The organism is Streptomyces sp. A1136 (genome assembly GCF_004795055.1).
GTDB lineage: Bacteria > Actinomycetota > Actinomycetes > Streptomycetales > Streptomycetaceae > Streptomyces.
The window spans coordinates 37,446-53,361 of the sequence record NZ_SSBJ01000007.1; the positions used below are offsets into that span (position 1 = coordinate 37,446).

At 73.4% G+C, this 15,916-nt stretch carries 16 protein-coding genes and 1 tRNA gene; 4 read left to right on the plus strand and 13 right to left on the minus strand.

What is annotated here, in order from left to right:
- Nucleotides 1-6 precede the first annotated feature (6 nt).
- Nucleotides 7-615, plus strand: a complete 609-nt coding sequence (locus E6R62_RS08690; RefSeq protein WP_136212746.1) for a hydrolase — start codon at nucleotides 7-9, stop codon at nucleotides 613-615.
- Here the strand turns inward: E6R62_RS08690 and E6R62_RS08695 are convergent.
- From E6R62_RS08695 to E6R62_RS08705, 3 genes are all read right to left on the minus strand, one after another.
- Complete coding sequence (locus tag E6R62_RS08695; RefSeq protein WP_136212747.1) at nucleotides 602-997, minus strand: ATP-binding protein; 396 nt, start codon at nucleotides 995-997, stop codon at nucleotides 602-604. The genes E6R62_RS08690 and E6R62_RS08695 overlap by 14 nt on opposite strands.
- 73 nt (nucleotides 998-1,070) lie before the next feature.
- Nucleotides 1,071-1,433, minus strand: a complete 363-nt coding sequence (locus E6R62_RS08700; protein WP_136212748.1) for an STAS domain-containing protein — start codon at nucleotides 1,431-1,433, stop codon at nucleotides 1,071-1,073.
- A 309-nt stretch (nucleotides 1,434-1,742) separates the two neighbouring features.
- Nucleotides 1,743-1,816, minus strand: a tRNA-Pro gene (locus E6R62_RS08705).
- A gap of 121 nt (nucleotides 1,817-1,937) precedes the next feature.
- Between E6R62_RS08705 and E6R62_RS08710 the strand changes: the two genes are divergently transcribed.
- Nucleotides 1,938-2,441, plus strand: coding sequence for a DUF309 domain-containing protein (locus E6R62_RS08710; protein ID WP_136212749.1), 504 nt, complete (start codon nucleotides 1,938-1,940; stop codon nucleotides 2,439-2,441).
- On the opposite strand, the gene E6R62_RS08715 is transcribed toward E6R62_RS08710, so the two are convergent.
- The 4 genes from E6R62_RS08715 to E6R62_RS08730 are packed head-to-tail and all read right to left on the minus strand — an operon-like array spanning nucleotide 2,412 to nucleotide 5,704.
- The gene (locus E6R62_RS08715; RefSeq protein ID WP_136212750.1) at nucleotides 2,412-2,813 is read right to left on the minus strand and encodes a VOC family protein; all 402 of its coding nucleotides are present in this window, start codon (nucleotides 2,811-2,813) and stop codon (nucleotides 2,412-2,414) included. The genes E6R62_RS08710 and E6R62_RS08715 overlap by 30 nt on opposite strands.
- A gap of 4 nt (nucleotides 2,814-2,817) precedes the next feature.
- Nucleotides 2,818-3,456, minus strand: a complete 639-nt coding sequence (locus E6R62_RS08720; RefSeq protein ID WP_136212751.1) for an LUD domain-containing protein — start codon at nucleotides 3,454-3,456, stop codon at nucleotides 2,818-2,820.
- A complete protein-coding gene (locus E6R62_RS08725; RefSeq protein WP_136212752.1) occupies nucleotides 3,453-4,937 on the minus strand; it encodes a lactate utilization protein B in 1,485 nt (494 codons plus the stop codon). The genes E6R62_RS08720 and E6R62_RS08725 overlap by 4 nt, the downstream gene beginning before the upstream one ends.
- Nucleotides 4,934-5,704 carry a (Fe-S)-binding protein gene (locus E6R62_RS08730; RefSeq protein ID WP_136212753.1) on the minus strand — a complete coding sequence of 257 codons (771 nt, stop codon included), beginning with the start codon at nucleotides 5,702-5,704 and terminating at the stop codon, nucleotides 4,934-4,936. The genes E6R62_RS08725 and E6R62_RS08730 overlap by 4 nt, the downstream gene beginning before the upstream one ends.
- Before the next feature lie 18 nt (nucleotides 5,705-5,722).
- Here E6R62_RS08730 and cobF point away from each other — a divergent pair, with 18 nt between their 5' ends.
- Nucleotides 5,723-6,475, plus strand: a complete 753-nt coding sequence (gene cobF, locus E6R62_RS08735) for a precorrin-6A synthase (deacetylating) (RefSeq protein ID WP_136212754.1) — start codon at nucleotides 5,723-5,725, stop codon at nucleotides 6,473-6,475.
- A 4-nt stretch (nucleotides 6,476-6,479) separates the two neighbouring features.
- Here the strand turns inward: cobF and E6R62_RS08740 are convergent, their stop codons facing one another.
- From E6R62_RS08740 to E6R62_RS08760, 4 genes are all read right to left on the minus strand, one after another.
- Entirely contained in the window at nucleotides 6,480-7,661 is a 1,182-nt protein-coding gene (locus E6R62_RS08740) for an aminotransferase class V-fold PLP-dependent enzyme (protein WP_240801556.1), read from the minus strand.
- Between the two features lie 105 nt (nucleotides 7,662-7,766).
- Complete coding sequence (locus E6R62_RS08745) at nucleotides 7,767-9,440, minus strand: glycoside hydrolase family 71 protein (RefSeq protein ID WP_136212756.1); 1,674 nt, start codon at nucleotides 9,438-9,440, stop codon at nucleotides 7,767-7,769.
- Nucleotides 9,441-9,755: 315 nt separating this feature from the next.
- A complete protein-coding gene (locus E6R62_RS08755; RefSeq protein WP_136212758.1) occupies nucleotides 9,756-11,978 on the minus strand; it encodes an NADP-dependent isocitrate dehydrogenase in 2,223 nt (740 codons plus the stop codon).
- A 206-nt stretch (nucleotides 11,979-12,184) separates the two neighbouring features.
- Nucleotides 12,185-12,541: a DUF805 domain-containing protein gene (locus tag E6R62_RS08760; protein WP_136212759.1), complete on the minus strand. Its 357-nt coding sequence runs from the start codon at nucleotides 12,539-12,541 to the stop codon at nucleotides 12,185-12,187.
- A gap of 253 nt (nucleotides 12,542-12,794) precedes the next feature.
- On the opposite strand from E6R62_RS08760, the gene E6R62_RS08765 reads away from it, so the two are divergent.
- Nucleotides 12,795-13,856: an NAD(P)-dependent oxidoreductase gene (locus E6R62_RS08765; protein WP_136212760.1), complete on the plus strand. Its 1,062-nt coding sequence runs from the start codon at nucleotides 12,795-12,797 to the stop codon at nucleotides 13,854-13,856.
- A 149-nt stretch (nucleotides 13,857-14,005) separates the two neighbouring features.
- Here E6R62_RS08765 and E6R62_RS08770 read toward each other — a convergent pair whose 3' ends face one another.
- Nucleotides 14,006-15,115 (minus strand): sensor histidine kinase KdpD, encoded by a 1,110-nt coding sequence (locus E6R62_RS08770; protein WP_136212761.1) that lies wholly within the window; start codon nucleotides 15,113-15,115, stop codon nucleotides 14,006-14,008.
- On the minus strand, nucleotides 15,112-15,897 hold the full coding sequence (locus E6R62_RS08775; protein WP_136212762.1) for a response regulator transcription factor: 786 nt from the start codon (nucleotides 15,895-15,897) through the stop codon (nucleotides 15,112-15,114). The genes E6R62_RS08770 and E6R62_RS08775 overlap by 4 nt, the downstream gene beginning before the upstream one ends.
- Nucleotides 15,898-15,916 lie beyond the last annotated feature (19 nt).

Here is a 15,916-nt window from a genome sequence, read left to right on the forward strand (position 1 = left end):
GCTCCCATGACCGCCCCCGCGCCCGCGCTCACCCTGGACAGCGGCACCGCGCTGGTCCTCATCGACCTCCAACAGGGCATCCTCGCCCTCCCCACCGCCACACCCTCCGCGCGCGTCCTGGAGAACGGCATCGCCCTCGCCGAGGCCTTCCGGGCCCACCGGCTGCCGGTCGTGCTGGTCAAGGTCGCCTGGTCCCCCGACGGCGGCGACCTGCCCACCGCCAATGTCGACCGGCCGGGCCCCGCCTCCGCTCCCCCCGCCGCGTTCTCCGAGCTCCCCGACCGGCTGGCGGCCCTCGCGGACGTGGTCGTCACCAAACGGCACTGGGGCGCCTTCACCGGCACGGAGCTCGACCTCCAGCTGCGCCGCCGCGGCGTCCGCCGGATCGTCCTGGGCGGCATCTCGACGAGCATCGGCGTCGAGTCCACCGCGCGCACGGCCTGGGAGCACAGCTACGAGCTGGTCTTCGCCGAGGACGCCACCACCGACATGGACGCAGACTCCCACGCGCACAGCTTCGACAAGATCTTCCCGCGCATCGGCAAGGTGAGCACGACGGACGAGGTCATCAGGGCGGTGAAGGCCGTGGACGACGGGACCGTCACCCGGGGCTGACCTCAAGCCAGACGCACTTCCCGCCGTTGCCGGGGAGTGAGCCCCAACTGCGGGCCAGCCGGTCCACTATGAGCAGCCCGTGCCCGCCGGGCCGTCCCGGTTCGGGGGCCCGGGCGCGCACCGGCGGCGCGGGGTTGCCGTCCGTGACCTCGATCCGCAGCCGCTCCGGCGTCCAGTGCAGGAGCAGCGTCCCGGGCCCTCCGCCGTGCAGACAGGCGTTGGACACGACCTCCGAGACCAGGAGCAGGACGTCCTCGGCGGTCTCGGGAAGCCACTTCCAGGAGGCGAGGGCACGGCGGGCGAAGTCACGGCTGCGGGTCACCGGGTCGGCCGCGCCCTCCAGCAGCAGCAGCCGCACCCGGCCCGGGGACCCTCGCTGCATGACTCGTCTCCTCGTGCTCGCCTCGACCCTACGGACCCTCCACGCGCCGACGACGCGCCGCCCGGCGCAGCGGCTAGCGGGGCTGGCGCTCCAGCGCCTCCGCCACGTCCGCGTACACCGGGAACACCCCGTCCGCCCCGGTGATGCGGAACATGCGCGCGACCGGTCCGCTCAGACCGGCCAGCGCCAACGTGCCGCCGACCTCTTGGACCGCGATCCTGCTGTGCAGGAGCACGTTGAGTCCGGTGGAGTCGCAAAAACCCAGTCCGGACACGTCGACCAACAACCGGCCACCCGGGGTGACCGCCGCATCCAAGGCGTCCCGCAGGGGCTGGGCCGTGTCGTGATCCAGCTCCCCGGCGACGGCGAGGACGACGGTTCCGTCCACGGCCCGCACATCGACCGTGAACCGCGCATTGCCCGCTCCCGGCACCATCGGCACCACCTTCCGTCCTGCTGTGGATGCGCCTGCCCGGTTCCCGCCGGGATACGCACGCGGCTCCGGTCGGCGTCCGCACGAGCCGACCCGGCGTCTCGACCCCCTCGCACCCGCGGGCCGGCCCTGATCACCGGACCCTACGCGCCGGTCCCCCTCCTGTCGCGGGCCCCCCGCCGTGTCGGAGGCGGTCGCACCCGACCCGACCCGCCGCGCCCGGCGCCCGGCGCCCGGCGCCCGGCGCCCCAAAACGGCCAGGGGCCGTTTCAGATCGCTCTGAAACGGCCCCTGATCTGCGACTCTCACGAGTCGGGACGACAGGATTTGAACCTGCGACCCCTTGACCCCCAGTCAAGTGCGCTACCAAGCTGCGCCACGTCCCGTTGTGCCTGGGCACTGTGCCTCCCACCAGGGCTTTCCCCCTCGCGGCGGGCACATGCAGAACATTACCGCACGCCGGGGGGTGTACGTGCACGGGTGATCCGCGAGCGGCACCATGGGCGGATGAGGGAACGGGATCGCGACGACGAGGGACGGGCACGCAGCGCGCGGCCGCGGGACGGGCTGGGGCGGCCGTTGCCGTACGGGGCGCCCGGGGTCGAGCGGCAGCCCGAGGGGGTGGTGCGGACGCCGGCCGAGACGGTGGCGCAGGCGCAGCGGCTGCTGGACGGCGGGATGCCCTTCCACGCGCACGAGGTGTTCGAGGACGCCTGGAAGTCCGGGCCGGCGGCGCAGGCCCCGCTGTGGCGTGGGCTCGCGCAGCTGGCGGTGGGGCTGACGCACGCCGCCCGGGGGAACGCGGTGGGCGGGGCGCGGCTGCTGCGGCGCGGAGCGCAGGCCCTGGCCTCGCCGGAGGCATCGCCCTACGGGATCGACGCGGCCGGGATCGACGTCCCCGGGCTGGTCCGCTGGGCCCGGGAGCTGGCCGACCGGGTGGAGGGCGGGGCCGTGGTGGACGCCGCCCGCGAGGCGCCCTCGCTATGCGGTGGCGGACGCGGGCTGGAGTAGGTCCCAGCGGTTCCCGTAGAGGTCCTCGAAGACGGCGACGCTGCCGTAGGTCTCGTGGCGCGGCTCTTCCAGGAAGCGGACGCCCTCGGCGGTCATCCGGGCGTGGTCGCCCGCGAAGTCGTCGGTGTAGAGGAAGAAGCCGACCCGGCCACCGGTCTGGTCGCCGACCCGGGCGCGCTGGGCGTCGTCCTTGGCGCGGGCCAGCAGCAGCGCGGACTCGGTGGCGCCGGGCGGCCGGACCACGACCCACCGCGAGCCGTCGGGCCGGGCGGTGTCCTCGTCGAGGGTGAAGCCGAGGGCGCGGGTGTAGAAGTCGATGGCGTCGTCGTAGTCGTGGACCACGAGGGCGGTGAGGGCGATGTGTGCGGACATGCCCTCATTGTGCGGGTGCGTCGAGCAGGACCACCTCCAGGGTACGGGGGCCGTGGACGCCCTCCACCCGGTCGAGTTCGATGTCGCTGGTGGCGGAGGGCCCGGAGATCCAGGTCAGCGGCCGGGTCGGGTCGAGGCGTTCGAGGGCCTGCGGGACGGACTCCACCACCTGTCCGGGCACGCGGACCACGCAGATGTGGTGGTCCGGGACCAGGGTGATGCGGCGGCGGCCTTGGTCGGGGCCGCCGTCCAGGACGATCGTGCCGGTCTCGGCGACGGCCAGGGCGCAGCCCGTGACCACGCTGTCCACGGCGTCGAGTGCGTACGGGGTGGACTCGACCGAGTCCGGGACCCGGGTCGCTTCCGCCGCGCCGAGCCAGGACGGGGGCAGGCCGGGCGGTACGAGCACGGTCCGCGCGCCCCGCGCGGCCAGCAGCGCGGCCAGGAGCGGCGCGAGGCCGTCCTCGTCGGTGCGATGGACCTTCGCGCGGTACTCGGCGAGGTGGGCGGCGAGCAGGTCCGCGGATTGCGCGGGCGTGCGGACTCCGTGGACGCGGAGGTAGTCGCGGGGGATCTCGATCTCGGGACCCGGCTCCCCCAGCGCACGCCGGATCCGGCCCAGCACTCGGTCCCTGCCGCTCACGCCCGTCCTCCCCGCTCGCGCGCCCACCAGTCGCGGAAGGGTTCCTCCGGGGGCAGGGGCAGCTCGCGGCTGTCGGTCCAGGCGCGGCCCGGTCCGGGCAGCCGGCGCGGTCGCAGCCGCCGGGCCCGCGACAGCAGCCGCTCCCCCGCGCGCAGCGCGCGGGGGCGTTCCAGCAGCAGCCGGGCGGCGCGCATCGCGGCCCGTTCGGCGGTGTGGCCGCGCGCGGGACGGATGCGTACGCGGATGCCCTCACGGGTCACCGGGCCGCCCTGTACCACGCGTTCGCGCAGGTGGAGGAGGACCTCGGGGATGTCGATGGCGACGGGGCAGACCTCGTAGCAGGCGCCGCACAGGGTGGAGGCGTAGGGCAGCGAGGCGTCGATCTCGCTGCCGGTGCCCCGCAGTTGGGGGCTCAGGATCGCGCCGATCGGGCCGGGGTAGACGGAGCCGTAGGCGTGACCGCCGGCGCGTTCGTAGACGGGGCAGACGTTCAGGCAGGCCGAGCAGCGGATGCAGCGCAGCGCCTGGCGGCCGATCTCGTCGGCGAGGGTGTCGGTGCGGCCGTTGTCGAGGAGGACGAGGTGGAAGGCGGCGGGACCGTCGTCGTCGGCCCCTTTCGACGGACCCAGCCCGGTCCACATCGTGGTGTAGGGGTTCATCCGCTCGGCGGTGGAGGAGCGCGGCAGCGTCTGGAGGAAGATCTCCAGGTCGCGGAAGGTCGGCACCACCTTCTCGATGCCCACGACGGAGATCAGGGTCTCGGGCAGGGTCAGGCACATCCTGCCGTTGCCCTCGGACTCGAACACGACCATCGTGCCGGTCTCGGCGACCATGAAATTGGCGCCCGAGACGGCGACCTTGGCGCGCAGGAACTTCTCGCGCAGGTGCAGGCGCGCCGCTTCGGCCAGCTCGCGCGGGTCGTCGCCCAGCCCGTCGGGGGCCGGCCGTCCCCAACGGCCCATCTCGGCCAGGAAGACATCGCGGATCTCGGCCCGGTTGCGGTGGATGGCCGGGACGAGGATGTGCGAGGGCCGGTCGTGGCCCAGTTGGACGATGAGTTCGGCCAGGTCGGTCTCGTACGCGGCGATCCCGGCCGCCTCCAGTGCCTCGTTGAGGCCGATCTCCTGGGTGGCCATCGACTTGACCTTGACGACTTCCCGCTCGCCGGTGGCCAGGACCAGCGCGGTCACGATCCGGTTCGCCTCGGCCGCGTCCGCCGCCCAGTGGACGGTGCCGCCGGCGGCGGTCACCGCCGCCTCCAGGCGCAGCAGGTAGTGGTCGAGCCGGCGCAGGGTGTGGTCCTTGACGGCCTTGCCGGCCGCGCGCAGCCGGTCCCAGTCCTCCAGTTCTGCGACCGCACGGGCCCGTTTGTCGCGGATGGTGTGGGTGGCGCGGCGCAGGTTGGCGCGCAGCACCTCGTCCCGTACGGCCTGCCGTGCGGCCGGCGGGAAGGCGGGCATGCCGAGGTGGGTGGCCGTCATCGCGGGGTCGCCTCCCGTGACGCCGGTGCCTTGGTCGAGGCCAGGATCTCGGCGAGGTGCAGGGTCCTCAAGGAGGCGCCGGCGCGGCGGATCGTCCCGTCGAGGTGGGCGAGGCAGGAGTTGTCGGCGCCGCAGAGCACCTCGGCGCCGGTGTCCCGGGCGGCGCGGACCTTGTCGGCGCCCATCGCGGCGGAGACGTCGGGGTTCTTGACCGCGAAGGTACCGCCGAATCCGCAACACTCCTCGGCGCCGGGCAGCTCGACCAGTTCGAGTCCCTCGACGGCGGCCAGGAGCCGCCGCGGGCGATCTCCGAGCCCGAGGGTCCGCGCGCCGTGGCAGGAGGGGTGGTAGGTGACGGTGTGGGGGAAACAGGCGCCGACGTCCGTCACCCCGAGCACGTCGACGAGGAACTCGGTCAGCTCGTGGACGCGGGGCACGAGGTCGGCCGCGAGGTCCGCGAGCTCGGTGCCGCGTCCTTCGGCCGCGGCCTTGGCGCCGATGCGGGGGTAGTGCTCGCGGATCATGGCGACACAGGAGCCGGAGGGGGCGACCACGTACGGGTACCCGGAGAAGGCCTCGGCGGTGCGGCGCAGCAGCGGTTCGCTCTCGTACCGGTAGCCGGTGTTGTACTGCGGTTGGCCGCAGCAGCCCTGCGCCGCCGGGAAGTCCACCTCCACGCCGAGCCGCTCCAACAGGCGTACCACGGCGACGCCGGTGCGCGGGTACAGGGCGTCGTTGACGCAGGTGACGAACAGGGCGGCACGCATGACGGGCAGAATAGCCGGGTGAAGAAGTTCTCAGTGATCGGCATAGGCGCGGGCGACCCGGACCACCTGACCCTCCAGGCGGTCAAGGCGATCGGCGCCACGGACGCATTCCTCATCCTGGAGAAGGGTGAGGAGAAGGCGGACCTCACCGGGCTGCGGCGGGCGATGCTCGACGCGCACGCCCGCCCCGGCCACCGGTTGGTGGAGGGCCGCGACCCGGACCGCGACCGGACCCCGGCCGACTACACCCCCACGGTGGACGGCTGGCGCAGCGCGCGGGCCGAGATCTTCGAGCGGTTCATCGCCGAGGACCTCGCGGACGGCGAGACGGGCGCGTTCCTGGTCTGGGGCGACCCCTCGCTGTACGACTCCACCCTCGCGATCCTGGACGAGGTGCTGGAGCGGGGGCGGGTCGCCTTCGAGCACGAGGTGGTACCGGGGATCAGCAGCATCTCCGCGCTGCTGGCCCGCCACCGCACCAACCTGAACCGGGTCGGGCGGCCGGTCCAGATCACCACCGGCCGCCGGCTGGCCGAGGGCTGGCCGCAGGACGTGGACGACGTGGTGGTGATGCTGGACGCGCGGCACGCCTTCACCGCCCACCTCGACCAGGACCTCTTCATCTACTGGGGCGCCTACGTCGGCACTCCGGACGAGATCCTGGTCTCGGGGAAACTGGCGGAGGTCGCGGGCCGGATCGAGGAACTGCGGACCGAGGCCCGTGCGCGCAAGGGCTGGATCATGGACACCTACCTGCTCCGGCGCGGCTGAGCCGCTACCGCGGCAGGTAGGCGGGGAGCCCGGCGGCGAGGCGTTCGTACTCCTCGGGGCGGTTGTAGACCTGCCCGCAGACACGGATGCCGCCGCCGCCCGGCCAGGGCCAGATCAGCACCCTGATCCGCAGCTCCCGGGCGATCCGCTCGCGCAGTTCGCGGGCGTCGTCCGGGGTCTCGGCGGTGCCGGGCGGCAGCCGCAGGGACCGCATGGCGAGTCCCGGGGTGAAGGGGAGCGGGGTGAGCCAGGGGAGTTCGGCGAGCAGTTGCGCGCCGTACGCGGCTAGGGCGCTGTTGTGGGCCCGGACCTTGGCCGCGTCGAGCCGGTCGAGGAGGTCCAGTCCCTCGGGGGCCGAGAGCCGGCCGGTGTAGTCGACGGTGGCCCGGTTCTCGACGGAGCGGGGGAAGCCCTGCGCGTCCTCCCAGGACGGCACCAGCGCCTTGACCCGGGCGCGGTGGTGGGGGGCGACGGCGAGGAGGGCGCTGCCGGAGGGGGCGTACCCCCACTTGTGCAGGTTCCCGAACCAGAAGTCGGCGCCGCCCGCGAGGGGGTCGGCGAGCATTCCGGGCGAGTGGGCGCCGTCGACGACGGTGGTGACGCCCCGGGCGGCGAGGTCGGCGAGGAGCGCCGGGCCGGCGATGAGGCGCGCGGTGGGCGAGCTGATCTGGTCGAGCAGCGCCACCTTGGTACGGGGCGTCAGAGCGGCCAGCACGGCTTCCCGTACGGCGTCCTCGTCCGGGAGGTCCGGGTCCAGGCGGACGGTGGTGACGGGGGCCCGGCGGGCGGCGGCCGCGCTGACCGTGCCGTAGCCGTGATCGGTCACCAGGATCTCGTCGCCGTCGGCGAGTTCGACGGCGTTCAGGGCCAGGTTGGCGCCCTCGGTGGCGTTGGAGATGAAGGCGATCGAGTCGGGGTCGGCCCCCAGGTGCGCGGCGACCCTGCCGCGGGCGGCGGCGATCCGGTCGGCCACGTCGACGAAGAAGGTGTCCGGGTCGGCGTGCAGTTCCGCCGACAGCGCCGCCTGCACCTCCTGCACGGGGATCGGGACGGCGCCGAACGAGCCGTGGTTGAGGTGCGCGATCCCCGGGTCGAGGCGGAAGAGCTGTTGCCCGCCCGGGAACGGCGGGGGGCTGTTCGGCAGGGTGGCGGGCGCGCTCTTCGGCTCGCTGGTCGACTCGGTCACGATGCTCCTCCGGGGGGCGGTGGGACGGTCCTGACGGAGCATGCGGGGCCGACCGCACGTCCGGTAGGGCCAATTGCGCCAGGGTGGCCGGGCCCCGGCCGGCGGCTACTTCCGTCCGCTGGTCGCGCCGTAGTACTGGAGGTCCTGCACCCGCGCCGAGCGGCCCACCCGGTAGGGAAGAGCCACCTCCGCCCCGGCCCGGCCGTCGCGGAGCACCCGGGCCGACAGCGTGCCCGGTCGCAGGGGGAGCAGCGCGCAGTGCAGGCCCGCGGGTGCCTCGTGCGCGTCCTGGACGGAGCCTACGGTCGTGCGGACGGTGGCGGGCTCCGTGAGGAAGCTGAGCACCTCCACCGTGTCGCGCGGGGCGGCGCTGCCCTTGCGCGGCGACATCAGCAGCGACTGCCCGCCGGTCGGGCCGGCGGCCGTGAACTGGGTACGGGCCGTGAGGTAGAGCGTGTCCCGCACGATCGGGGGCGAGCTGCCCGTCTTGAACCGGGTCAGGTAGTAGGAGCTCAGGTCCAGGTAGGTGTACCCGTTGTGCAGGGAGGGCGCGAACTGGGTGCCCTCCGAGTAGTCGTTCCAGGTGGTGAGCTGTACCCAGTCGGCGCCGTCGTCGATGGCGTGCGCCCACGTCGAGCGGAGGGTGGCGGTGTTGCCGGCCTCGTCGTAGACGCCCTGGTTGGGGCGGCTGTCCTGGACCGATACGGGCTGCATCCACACCTTGCCCGCGGCGTGGGCCCGCCGCACGTCGGCGGTGGCGCCCTCCTGGCCGACGTAGCTGCGGGTGCCCCACTCGGAGAAGCCGTAGCTGATCGGGGCGAACGCGGCGTGGTTCGCGTCGAAGTCGAGGAAGAGCGGGACGAGGGCCGCTCGGATGCCGTGCCGGGTCTTCAGGGACTCCAAGACCCGGGACCACCAGTCGGCTGATCTCGCCTCCGCCTTGAAGGGCGATACCACGAGCCTCCCGTCGGCCAGCCGGTGGGCGGCGGGGTAGGCGCCGAGAGCGGCGAGGGCGTCGGCGAGCACCGCCGGGTCCTCGGACGTCAGGGCGGTCATGTCGGGCATCAGCATGACCTTGAAGGCGGGGTCGACGGCATGGGCCGCGGACATCAGCAGTCGGGCCCGGTCCCAGTTGCTCCCGGACAGCGAGAGCAGGTCGAGGGTGAACCCGTCGATGCCGGCGTCGCGCGCGGTGCGGACCTCCTGCCGCAGGTTGGCCGACTCCCAGTCGCCGGACCCCGGCGTCACCGGTAACGGGCGGTCGCGCAGCAGGCCGCCGTACCGCTGGTGCTTGCCGTTCTCGCCCGCCGGGTCGAGGTAGTTGCGGGTGTAGTAGTCGACGTCGGCGCTCGCGTTGTCCAGGGAGAGCGGGTACGGGGTGAAGTAGTGCGCGAAGACCAGCTTCCTGCCGGCGCTCCCCGAGCGCAGCACGGCCGGCGCGGGCAGGTCGAAGGGCAGCGCTCCGGTCGGGCGCTGCGCGCCTTGGTCGGCCTCTTCGCGGGGTACCGCCTCGTCCGTCGCCTCGGGGCCGGCGGAACGGCTCGGGGCGGGGGTGGCGGTGGGGCCCGCGGGCGGGGGGCCGGCGGGGGCGGGCGCCGAGCGCTCCTGCCGGGCCTCTGCGGTGAAGGGGTCCCAGGCGATACCCGTCGCGGCGCAGACGCCGACGAGCAGGAAGGCGGAGATCAACAGCACCAGGATCGGTCTGCGCCCCCGGAATCGGGTGCGACGCCGGTGCGAGGAGGGCCGTGCCGCCCGCTGCGCCCGTCGGTTCGCCCTCATCCGCCGCCCCTCCCGGAATATGCCCCGGGCCCGGGGCTGCACAGCAGTAGAGCCGATTCCGGGCGGCCGGACAACCGTTCGCGGGACGCCGGGCCGTGCGCGTACGTCAGCGGGACCAGCACGCCTACGCCGTACGCGGGGCCGCCGGGGCGGCCGCTCCTCGACGCGGGGTCGCCGGGGCTCCCCCGACCGTCCCGGTCCCGCGTACGGGTCCGCGTACGGGTCCGCGTACGGGTCCGCGTACGGGTCCGCGTACGGGTCCGCCCCGGCCGGCACGAGGCCGGCCGGGGCGGAACGCGTCGCACGTGTCGGGGCTCAGCCCAGCGTCGCGAGCGCCTTGTTGAAGGAGTCGGACGGACGCATCACCGCGGCGCACTTGGCCGGGTCGGGCTGGTAGTAGCCGCCGATGTCGACCGGGTTGCCCTGCACCGCGACGAGCTCGCCGACGATGGTCTGCTCCTGCTCGGCCAGCGTCTTGGCGAGCGGCTCGAAGGCGGCCGCCAGCTTCGGGTCGTCGATCTGGCGCGACAGCTCCTGCGCCCAGTAGAGGGCGAGGTAGAAGTGGCTGCCGCGGTTGTCGATGCCGCCCAGCTTGCGGCTCGGCGACTTGTCCTCGTCCAGGAAGGTGCCGGTCGCGCGGTCCAGGGTGGAGGCCAGCACCTGGGCGCGGGCGTTGCCGGTGGTGGTCGCGAGGTGCTCGAAGGAGACGGCCAGCGCGAGGAACTCGCCCAGCGAGTCCCAGCGCAGGTAGTTCTCCTTGACGAGCTGCTGCACGTGCTTGGGGGCGGAGCCGCCGGCGCCGGTCTCGAAGAGGCCGCCGCCGTTCATCAGCGGGACCACCGACAGCATCTTGGCGCTGGTGCCCAGCTCCAGGATCGGGAAGAGGTCGGTCAGGTAGTCGCGCAGCACGTTGCCGGTCACCGAGATGGTGTCCTCGCCACGGCGGATGCGGTCCAGGGAGTAGGCGGTGGCCTCGACCGGGGAGAGGATCTTGATGGTGAGGCCGTCGGTGTCGTGGTCGGCGAGGTACGTCTTGACCTTGGCGATCAGCTGCGCGTCGTGCGCGCGGCCCTCGTCCAGCCAGAAGACGGCCGGCACGCCGGTGGCGCGGGCGCGGGTGACGGCGAGCTTGACCCAGTCCCGGATCGGCGCGTCCTTGGTCTGGCAGGCGCGGAAGACGTCGCCGGCGGCGACCTCCTGCTCCAGGACCACGTTGCCCTCGGCGTCGACGACGCGGACGGTGCCCGCGGCGGCGATCTCGAAGGTCTTGTCGTGGCTGCCGTACTCCTCGGCCTTCTGCGCCATGAGGCCGACGTTGGGCACCGAGCCCATGGTGGCGGGGTCGAAGGCGCCGTGGGCGCGGCAGTCGTCGATGACGGCCTGGTAGACACCGGCGTAGCTGCTGTCCGGGAGGACGGCGAGGGTGTCGGCCTCCTGGCCGTCCGGGCCCCACATGTGACCGGACGTGCGGATCATGGCCGGCATGGAGGCGTCGACGATGACGTCGGACGGGACGTGCAGGTTGGTGATGCCCTTGTCCGAGTCGACCATGGCGAGGGCCGGGCCGTGGGCCAGCTCGGCCTCGAAGGAGGCCTTGATCTCGTCGCCGAGGTCCGCGATGCCGTCGAGGCCCTTGAGGATCCCGCCGAGGCCGTCGTTCGGGGACAGGCCCGCGGCGGCGAGGGCGTCGCCGTAGCGGGCGAAGGTCTTCGGGAAGAAGGCACGGACCACGTGGCCGAAGATGATCGGGTCGGAGACCTTCATCATGGTGGCCTTGAGGTGGACGGAGAACAGGACGCCCTCGGCCTTGGCCCGCTCGATCTGGTCGTTGAGGAAGGTGCGCAGCGCGTCGACGTGCATCACGGACGCGTCGACGACCTCACCGGCGAGGACCGGTACGGACTCGCGGAGCACGGTGGTCGTGCCGTCGGCGGAGACGTGCTCGATACGGAGCGTGCCGGCCTCGGCCATGACGGCGGACTTCTCGGTGGAGCGGAAGTCGTTCTCGCCCATGGTGGCGACGTTCGTCTTGGACTCGGGGCTCCAGGCGCCCATGCGGTGCGGGTGGGTCTTGGCGTAGTTCTTGACCGAGGCGGGGGCGCGGCGGTCGGAGTTGCCCTCGCGCAGGACCGGGTTGACGGCGCTGCCCTTGACCTTGTCGTAACGGGCGCGGATCTCGCGCTCCTCGTCGGTCTTCGGGTCGTCCGGGTAGTCCGGGAGCGCGTAGCCCTGGCCCTGGAGCTCGGCGACCGCGGCCTTGAGCTGCGGGATCGAGGCCGAGATGTTGGGCAGCTTGATGATGTTGGCTTCCGGCGTCTTCGCCAGCTCGCCGAGCTCGGCGAGGGCGTCGGCGACGCGCTGGTCCTCTTGGAGGTACTCGGGGAAGCCGGCGATGATCCGACCGGCCAGGGAGATGTCACGGGTCTCGACATTCACACCGGCCGTCGACGCGTACGCCTGGACCACAGGCAGGAACGAATACGTCGCGAGGGCCGGGGCCTCGTCAGTGTGCGTGTAGATGATGGTCGAGTCAGTCACCGGATGCTCCGCTCCACAGTCTGCGTCTCTCGTCTGCAACATTGCTCGACATCAAGATATCTCGTGATCGGGCCGGTCCGGACAGCCCCCCGGCCGCGAGGTCACGAGAGACATGTCACCCGGCACGCGAAAGCGCCGCCCACGACTGTTTCCAGCCGGAGGCGGCGCCCGGAGCGAGCGGTGTGGTGCGGTGGTGGGTGCCCCGGTCAGGCGGCGACGACGTGCTTGGGGTCGGGCCCGTACTCGTTCGCGCCCCGTTGCCCCTCGGTGGCCATGAGGATGAGCATCCAGATACCGCCGATGAACGGGATCAGGCTGATCAGGTACCACCAGCCGGACTTGCCGATGTCGTGCAGTCGGCGTACGGAGACGCCCAGGCTGGGCAGCAGGACGGCGAGGGTGTAGATCCAGGTGATGACCGGGTAGCTGTCGAGCGCGAAGTCGATGACCATGAGCACGGCGACGATCGGGATGTTCCACAGGACGAACATCCAGTACTCCTGCCGGCGGGCCCGGCCGTCGAAGTCCGCGTAGCGCTTGAGTATGTCCGTGTAGTAGTGCACGGGTCCCCCCAGGGAGCGGATTCGGCCACTCCTCCCGCAGGAGCGACCCCAGGCCGGACTTATGCCCTTCTTACAGCGCCCTCAAGCCGATCCGCGGTGGCGAAGATGGGCCGAATTCCTTGTGGTGAAGGGGAGTTGACACCTCCGTCGCCGTGGCACCGGTGTGCCGCAGGGCGGCGGGGGATCTGACGGAACCCTTACGGCGCCGCGCGGGAGCCGCCGGCGGGGCGGTGGACTCCGTAGCGTCCGGTGCATGCGCGTACTCGTCACCGGAGGAGCCGGGTTCATCGGCTCGCACATCGTCACGGCCCTGCGCGGGCGCGGGCACCGGCCCGTGGTCCTCGACGCCCTGCTGCCGGCCGTCCACCCCGTCCCCCACCAGCCGCCGGGACCCGATTTCGTCCGGGCGGACGTCCGCGATGCCGACGCCGTGCGGGCGGCGCTGCGCGGGGTGGACGCGGTCTGTCACCAGGCCGCCATGGTCGGGCTCGGGAAGGACTTCGCCGACGCGCCGGCCTACGTCGGCGCCAATGACCTCGGTACGGCCGTCCTGCTCGCGGCGATGGCCGAGACCGGGGTCCGCGGACTCGTCATCGCGGGCTCGATGGTGGTCTACGGGGAGGGTCGCTACGAGTGCCCCCGCCACGGGGTGGTGCGGCCCGGTCCGCGCCGGGCAGCGGACCTGACCGAGGGCCTCTTCGAGCCCCGCTGCCCCTCCTGCGACGCGGAACTCGCCCCGGGCCTGGTGGACGAGGACGCGCCGGCCGACCCGCGCAATGTGTACGCGACCACGAAGCTGGCCCAGGAGCACCTGGCCGCGGCGTGGGCGCGGTGCGTGGACGGCCGAGCGGTGTCGCTGCGCTACCACAACGTGTACGGGCCCGGGATGCCCCGCGACACCCCGTACGCGGGGGTGGCGTCCTTCTTCCGGTCGGCGCTGGCCGCGGGCGATGCGCCCCGGGTCTTCGAGGACGGGGGCCAGCGGCGGGACTTCGTCCACGTCCGGGACGTCGCGGCGGCCAACGTGGTGGCCCTGGAGGCGCTCGGCTCCCCCGACACCCTGCCGCCGGGCGCCTGTACCGCGTACAACACGGGCAGCGGCGAGCCGCACACGGTCGGGGAGATGGCCTCGGCCCTGGCGTCCGCGCACGGCGGCCCGGAGCCGGTCGTGACGGGCGAGTTCCGCCTCGGCGACGTCCGGCACATCACCGCCGACTCCCGCCGTCTGCGCACGGACCTGGGCTGGCGCCCGGAGGTCTCCTTCGAACAGGGCATGAAGGAGTTCGCCCACGCCCCCCAACGCGCGACGGTCTGAGCCCTGACCGTGCCGCCTGGGGCCGCCCGCGTGCCGGAGGTGCTCGGGCGGCCCCCGGCGGGACCCGGGGGGCCAGGGGTGACCAGGGGTGACCGGCCGCCGGGGTGGGGCGCCGGGGGCCGGCTGCGCGGGGGCGGGGGCCGGGGGCGTCAGACCGTGAGCGGCAGGGTCACCACGAAGCGGCAGCCGCCGGGGACGTTGTGGACGCTGGCGTGGCCGGAGTGGGCCTCGACGATGCCGCGGACGATGGCCAGGCCCAGGCCCGCCCCGGCCGGGGGCGTACGGGCGGTCGTGCCGCGCCAGCCGGTGTCGAAGACGCGGGGCAGGTCCTCGGACGCGATGCCGCCGCAGCCGTCCGTGACGGACAGGACGACCGCCCCGGCCTGCCGCTCGGCGGCGATGGCGACGGTCCCGTCCGCGGGGGTGTGCCGGATCGCGTTGATCAGCAGGTTCGCCAGGACCCGGGTCATCTCCTTGCCGTCCACCTCCACCGGCACCCGCTCGACGGTCTCCCCCACCAGTCGCACCCCGTGCTCGCGCGCCAACGGGTCCACCCCCGACAACGCGTCCCCGACCAGGTCGTACACGGACATCCGGCTAGGGGTCAGGCTGAGCGCGCCCGCGTGGATACGGGACAGCTCGAACAGGTCGCCGACCATCGAGTTCAGCCGCTCCACCTCGGTTCGGATCTGCCGGTGGTAGCGGGCGGGGTCGGCGGCCATGCCGTCCTCCAGCGCCTCCGACATCGCCCGCAGCCCCGCCAGCGGGGTCCGCAGGTCGTGGGAGATCCAGGCGACCAGCTCCCGCCGCGAGGCCTCCAGCGCGCGCTCCCGCTCCCGGGAGGCGGCCAGCTTCGCGCTGGTCGCCGCCAGCTCCCGGGAGAGCGCGTCCAGTTCGGCGGTGGTCTGCCCGGGCGGGGCGGCGAAGCTGCCTCCGTCGCCGAAGTCGCGGGCCGCGAGGAAGAGTTCCCTGCTGCGTGCGACCACCCACCGCCCCAGCAGGAGCGCGGTGGCCAGGGACACCACCGCCGCCATCGCCGCGACCAGGGTCACCACGCCGAGGTCGTGCGGCGACAGGAACATGGCCTGGGCGACGGCCAGGGTGCCGGCCAGCATCGCGGTGACCGTGACGGCGGCGACGACCGTGAGCGAGACGGCCACCGAGCGGTGCCGTACCAGCCGCAGGACGCCCGCCCCGAGTACCCCGGCGCAAGCCGCCCCGCCGAGGGCGAACAGCGCGATGAGCAGGATGTCGGTCATGCCGTGTCCCCCGCTCCGGCGGTCAGCGCGTCCTCGACACCGGTCCGCCCGTCCTCCGATCCGGCCCGCGCGTCCTCCGCGCCGGTGGGGTCGAAGCGGTAGCCGACCCCCCACACCGTCTGGATCAGTCGGGGCCGCCCCGGGTCCGTCTCGACCTTCGCGCGCAGCCTTCGTACGTGCACGGTCACCGTCGACAGGTCCCCGAAGTCCCAGCCCCACACCTCGCGCATCAACTCCTCCCGGCCGTGGGCCTGCCCGGGGTGCCGCAGGAAGTGTGCGAGCAGGTCGAACTCCCGCAGGGTCAAGGTCAGTTCCCGCCCGTCCTTGGTGGCGCGGTGTGTGGCGGGGTCGAGCGCCAGCCCGGCGCCCGCGAGGACGCGCAGCGCGTCGACGGGTCGGGCGTCCCGGCTGCGCCGCAGGACGGACGTCACGCGCAGCACCAGCTCGCGCGGGCTGAACGGCTTGGTGACGTAGTCGTCCGCGCCCACCTCCAGGCCCGCGATCCGGTCGTCCTCGTCACCCCGGGCGGTCAGCATGATCACCGGTACGGGGCCGGTCTCGCGCAGCCTGCGGCACACCTCCAGGCCGTCCAGCCCCGGCAGCATCAGATCCAGGACCACCAGATCGGGGCGTGCCCGCCCGGCCCGGTCCAGGGCGGTCGGTCCGTCACCGGCCTCCTCGACCGTGAACCCGGCGCGCCGCAGGTATTGGGCGACGACCTCGGAGACGGTCGGGTCGTCGTCCACGACGAGGATCCGGGCGGGGGGCGTTTCCATGCTCATGCCGCCCAGCCTCCCATCC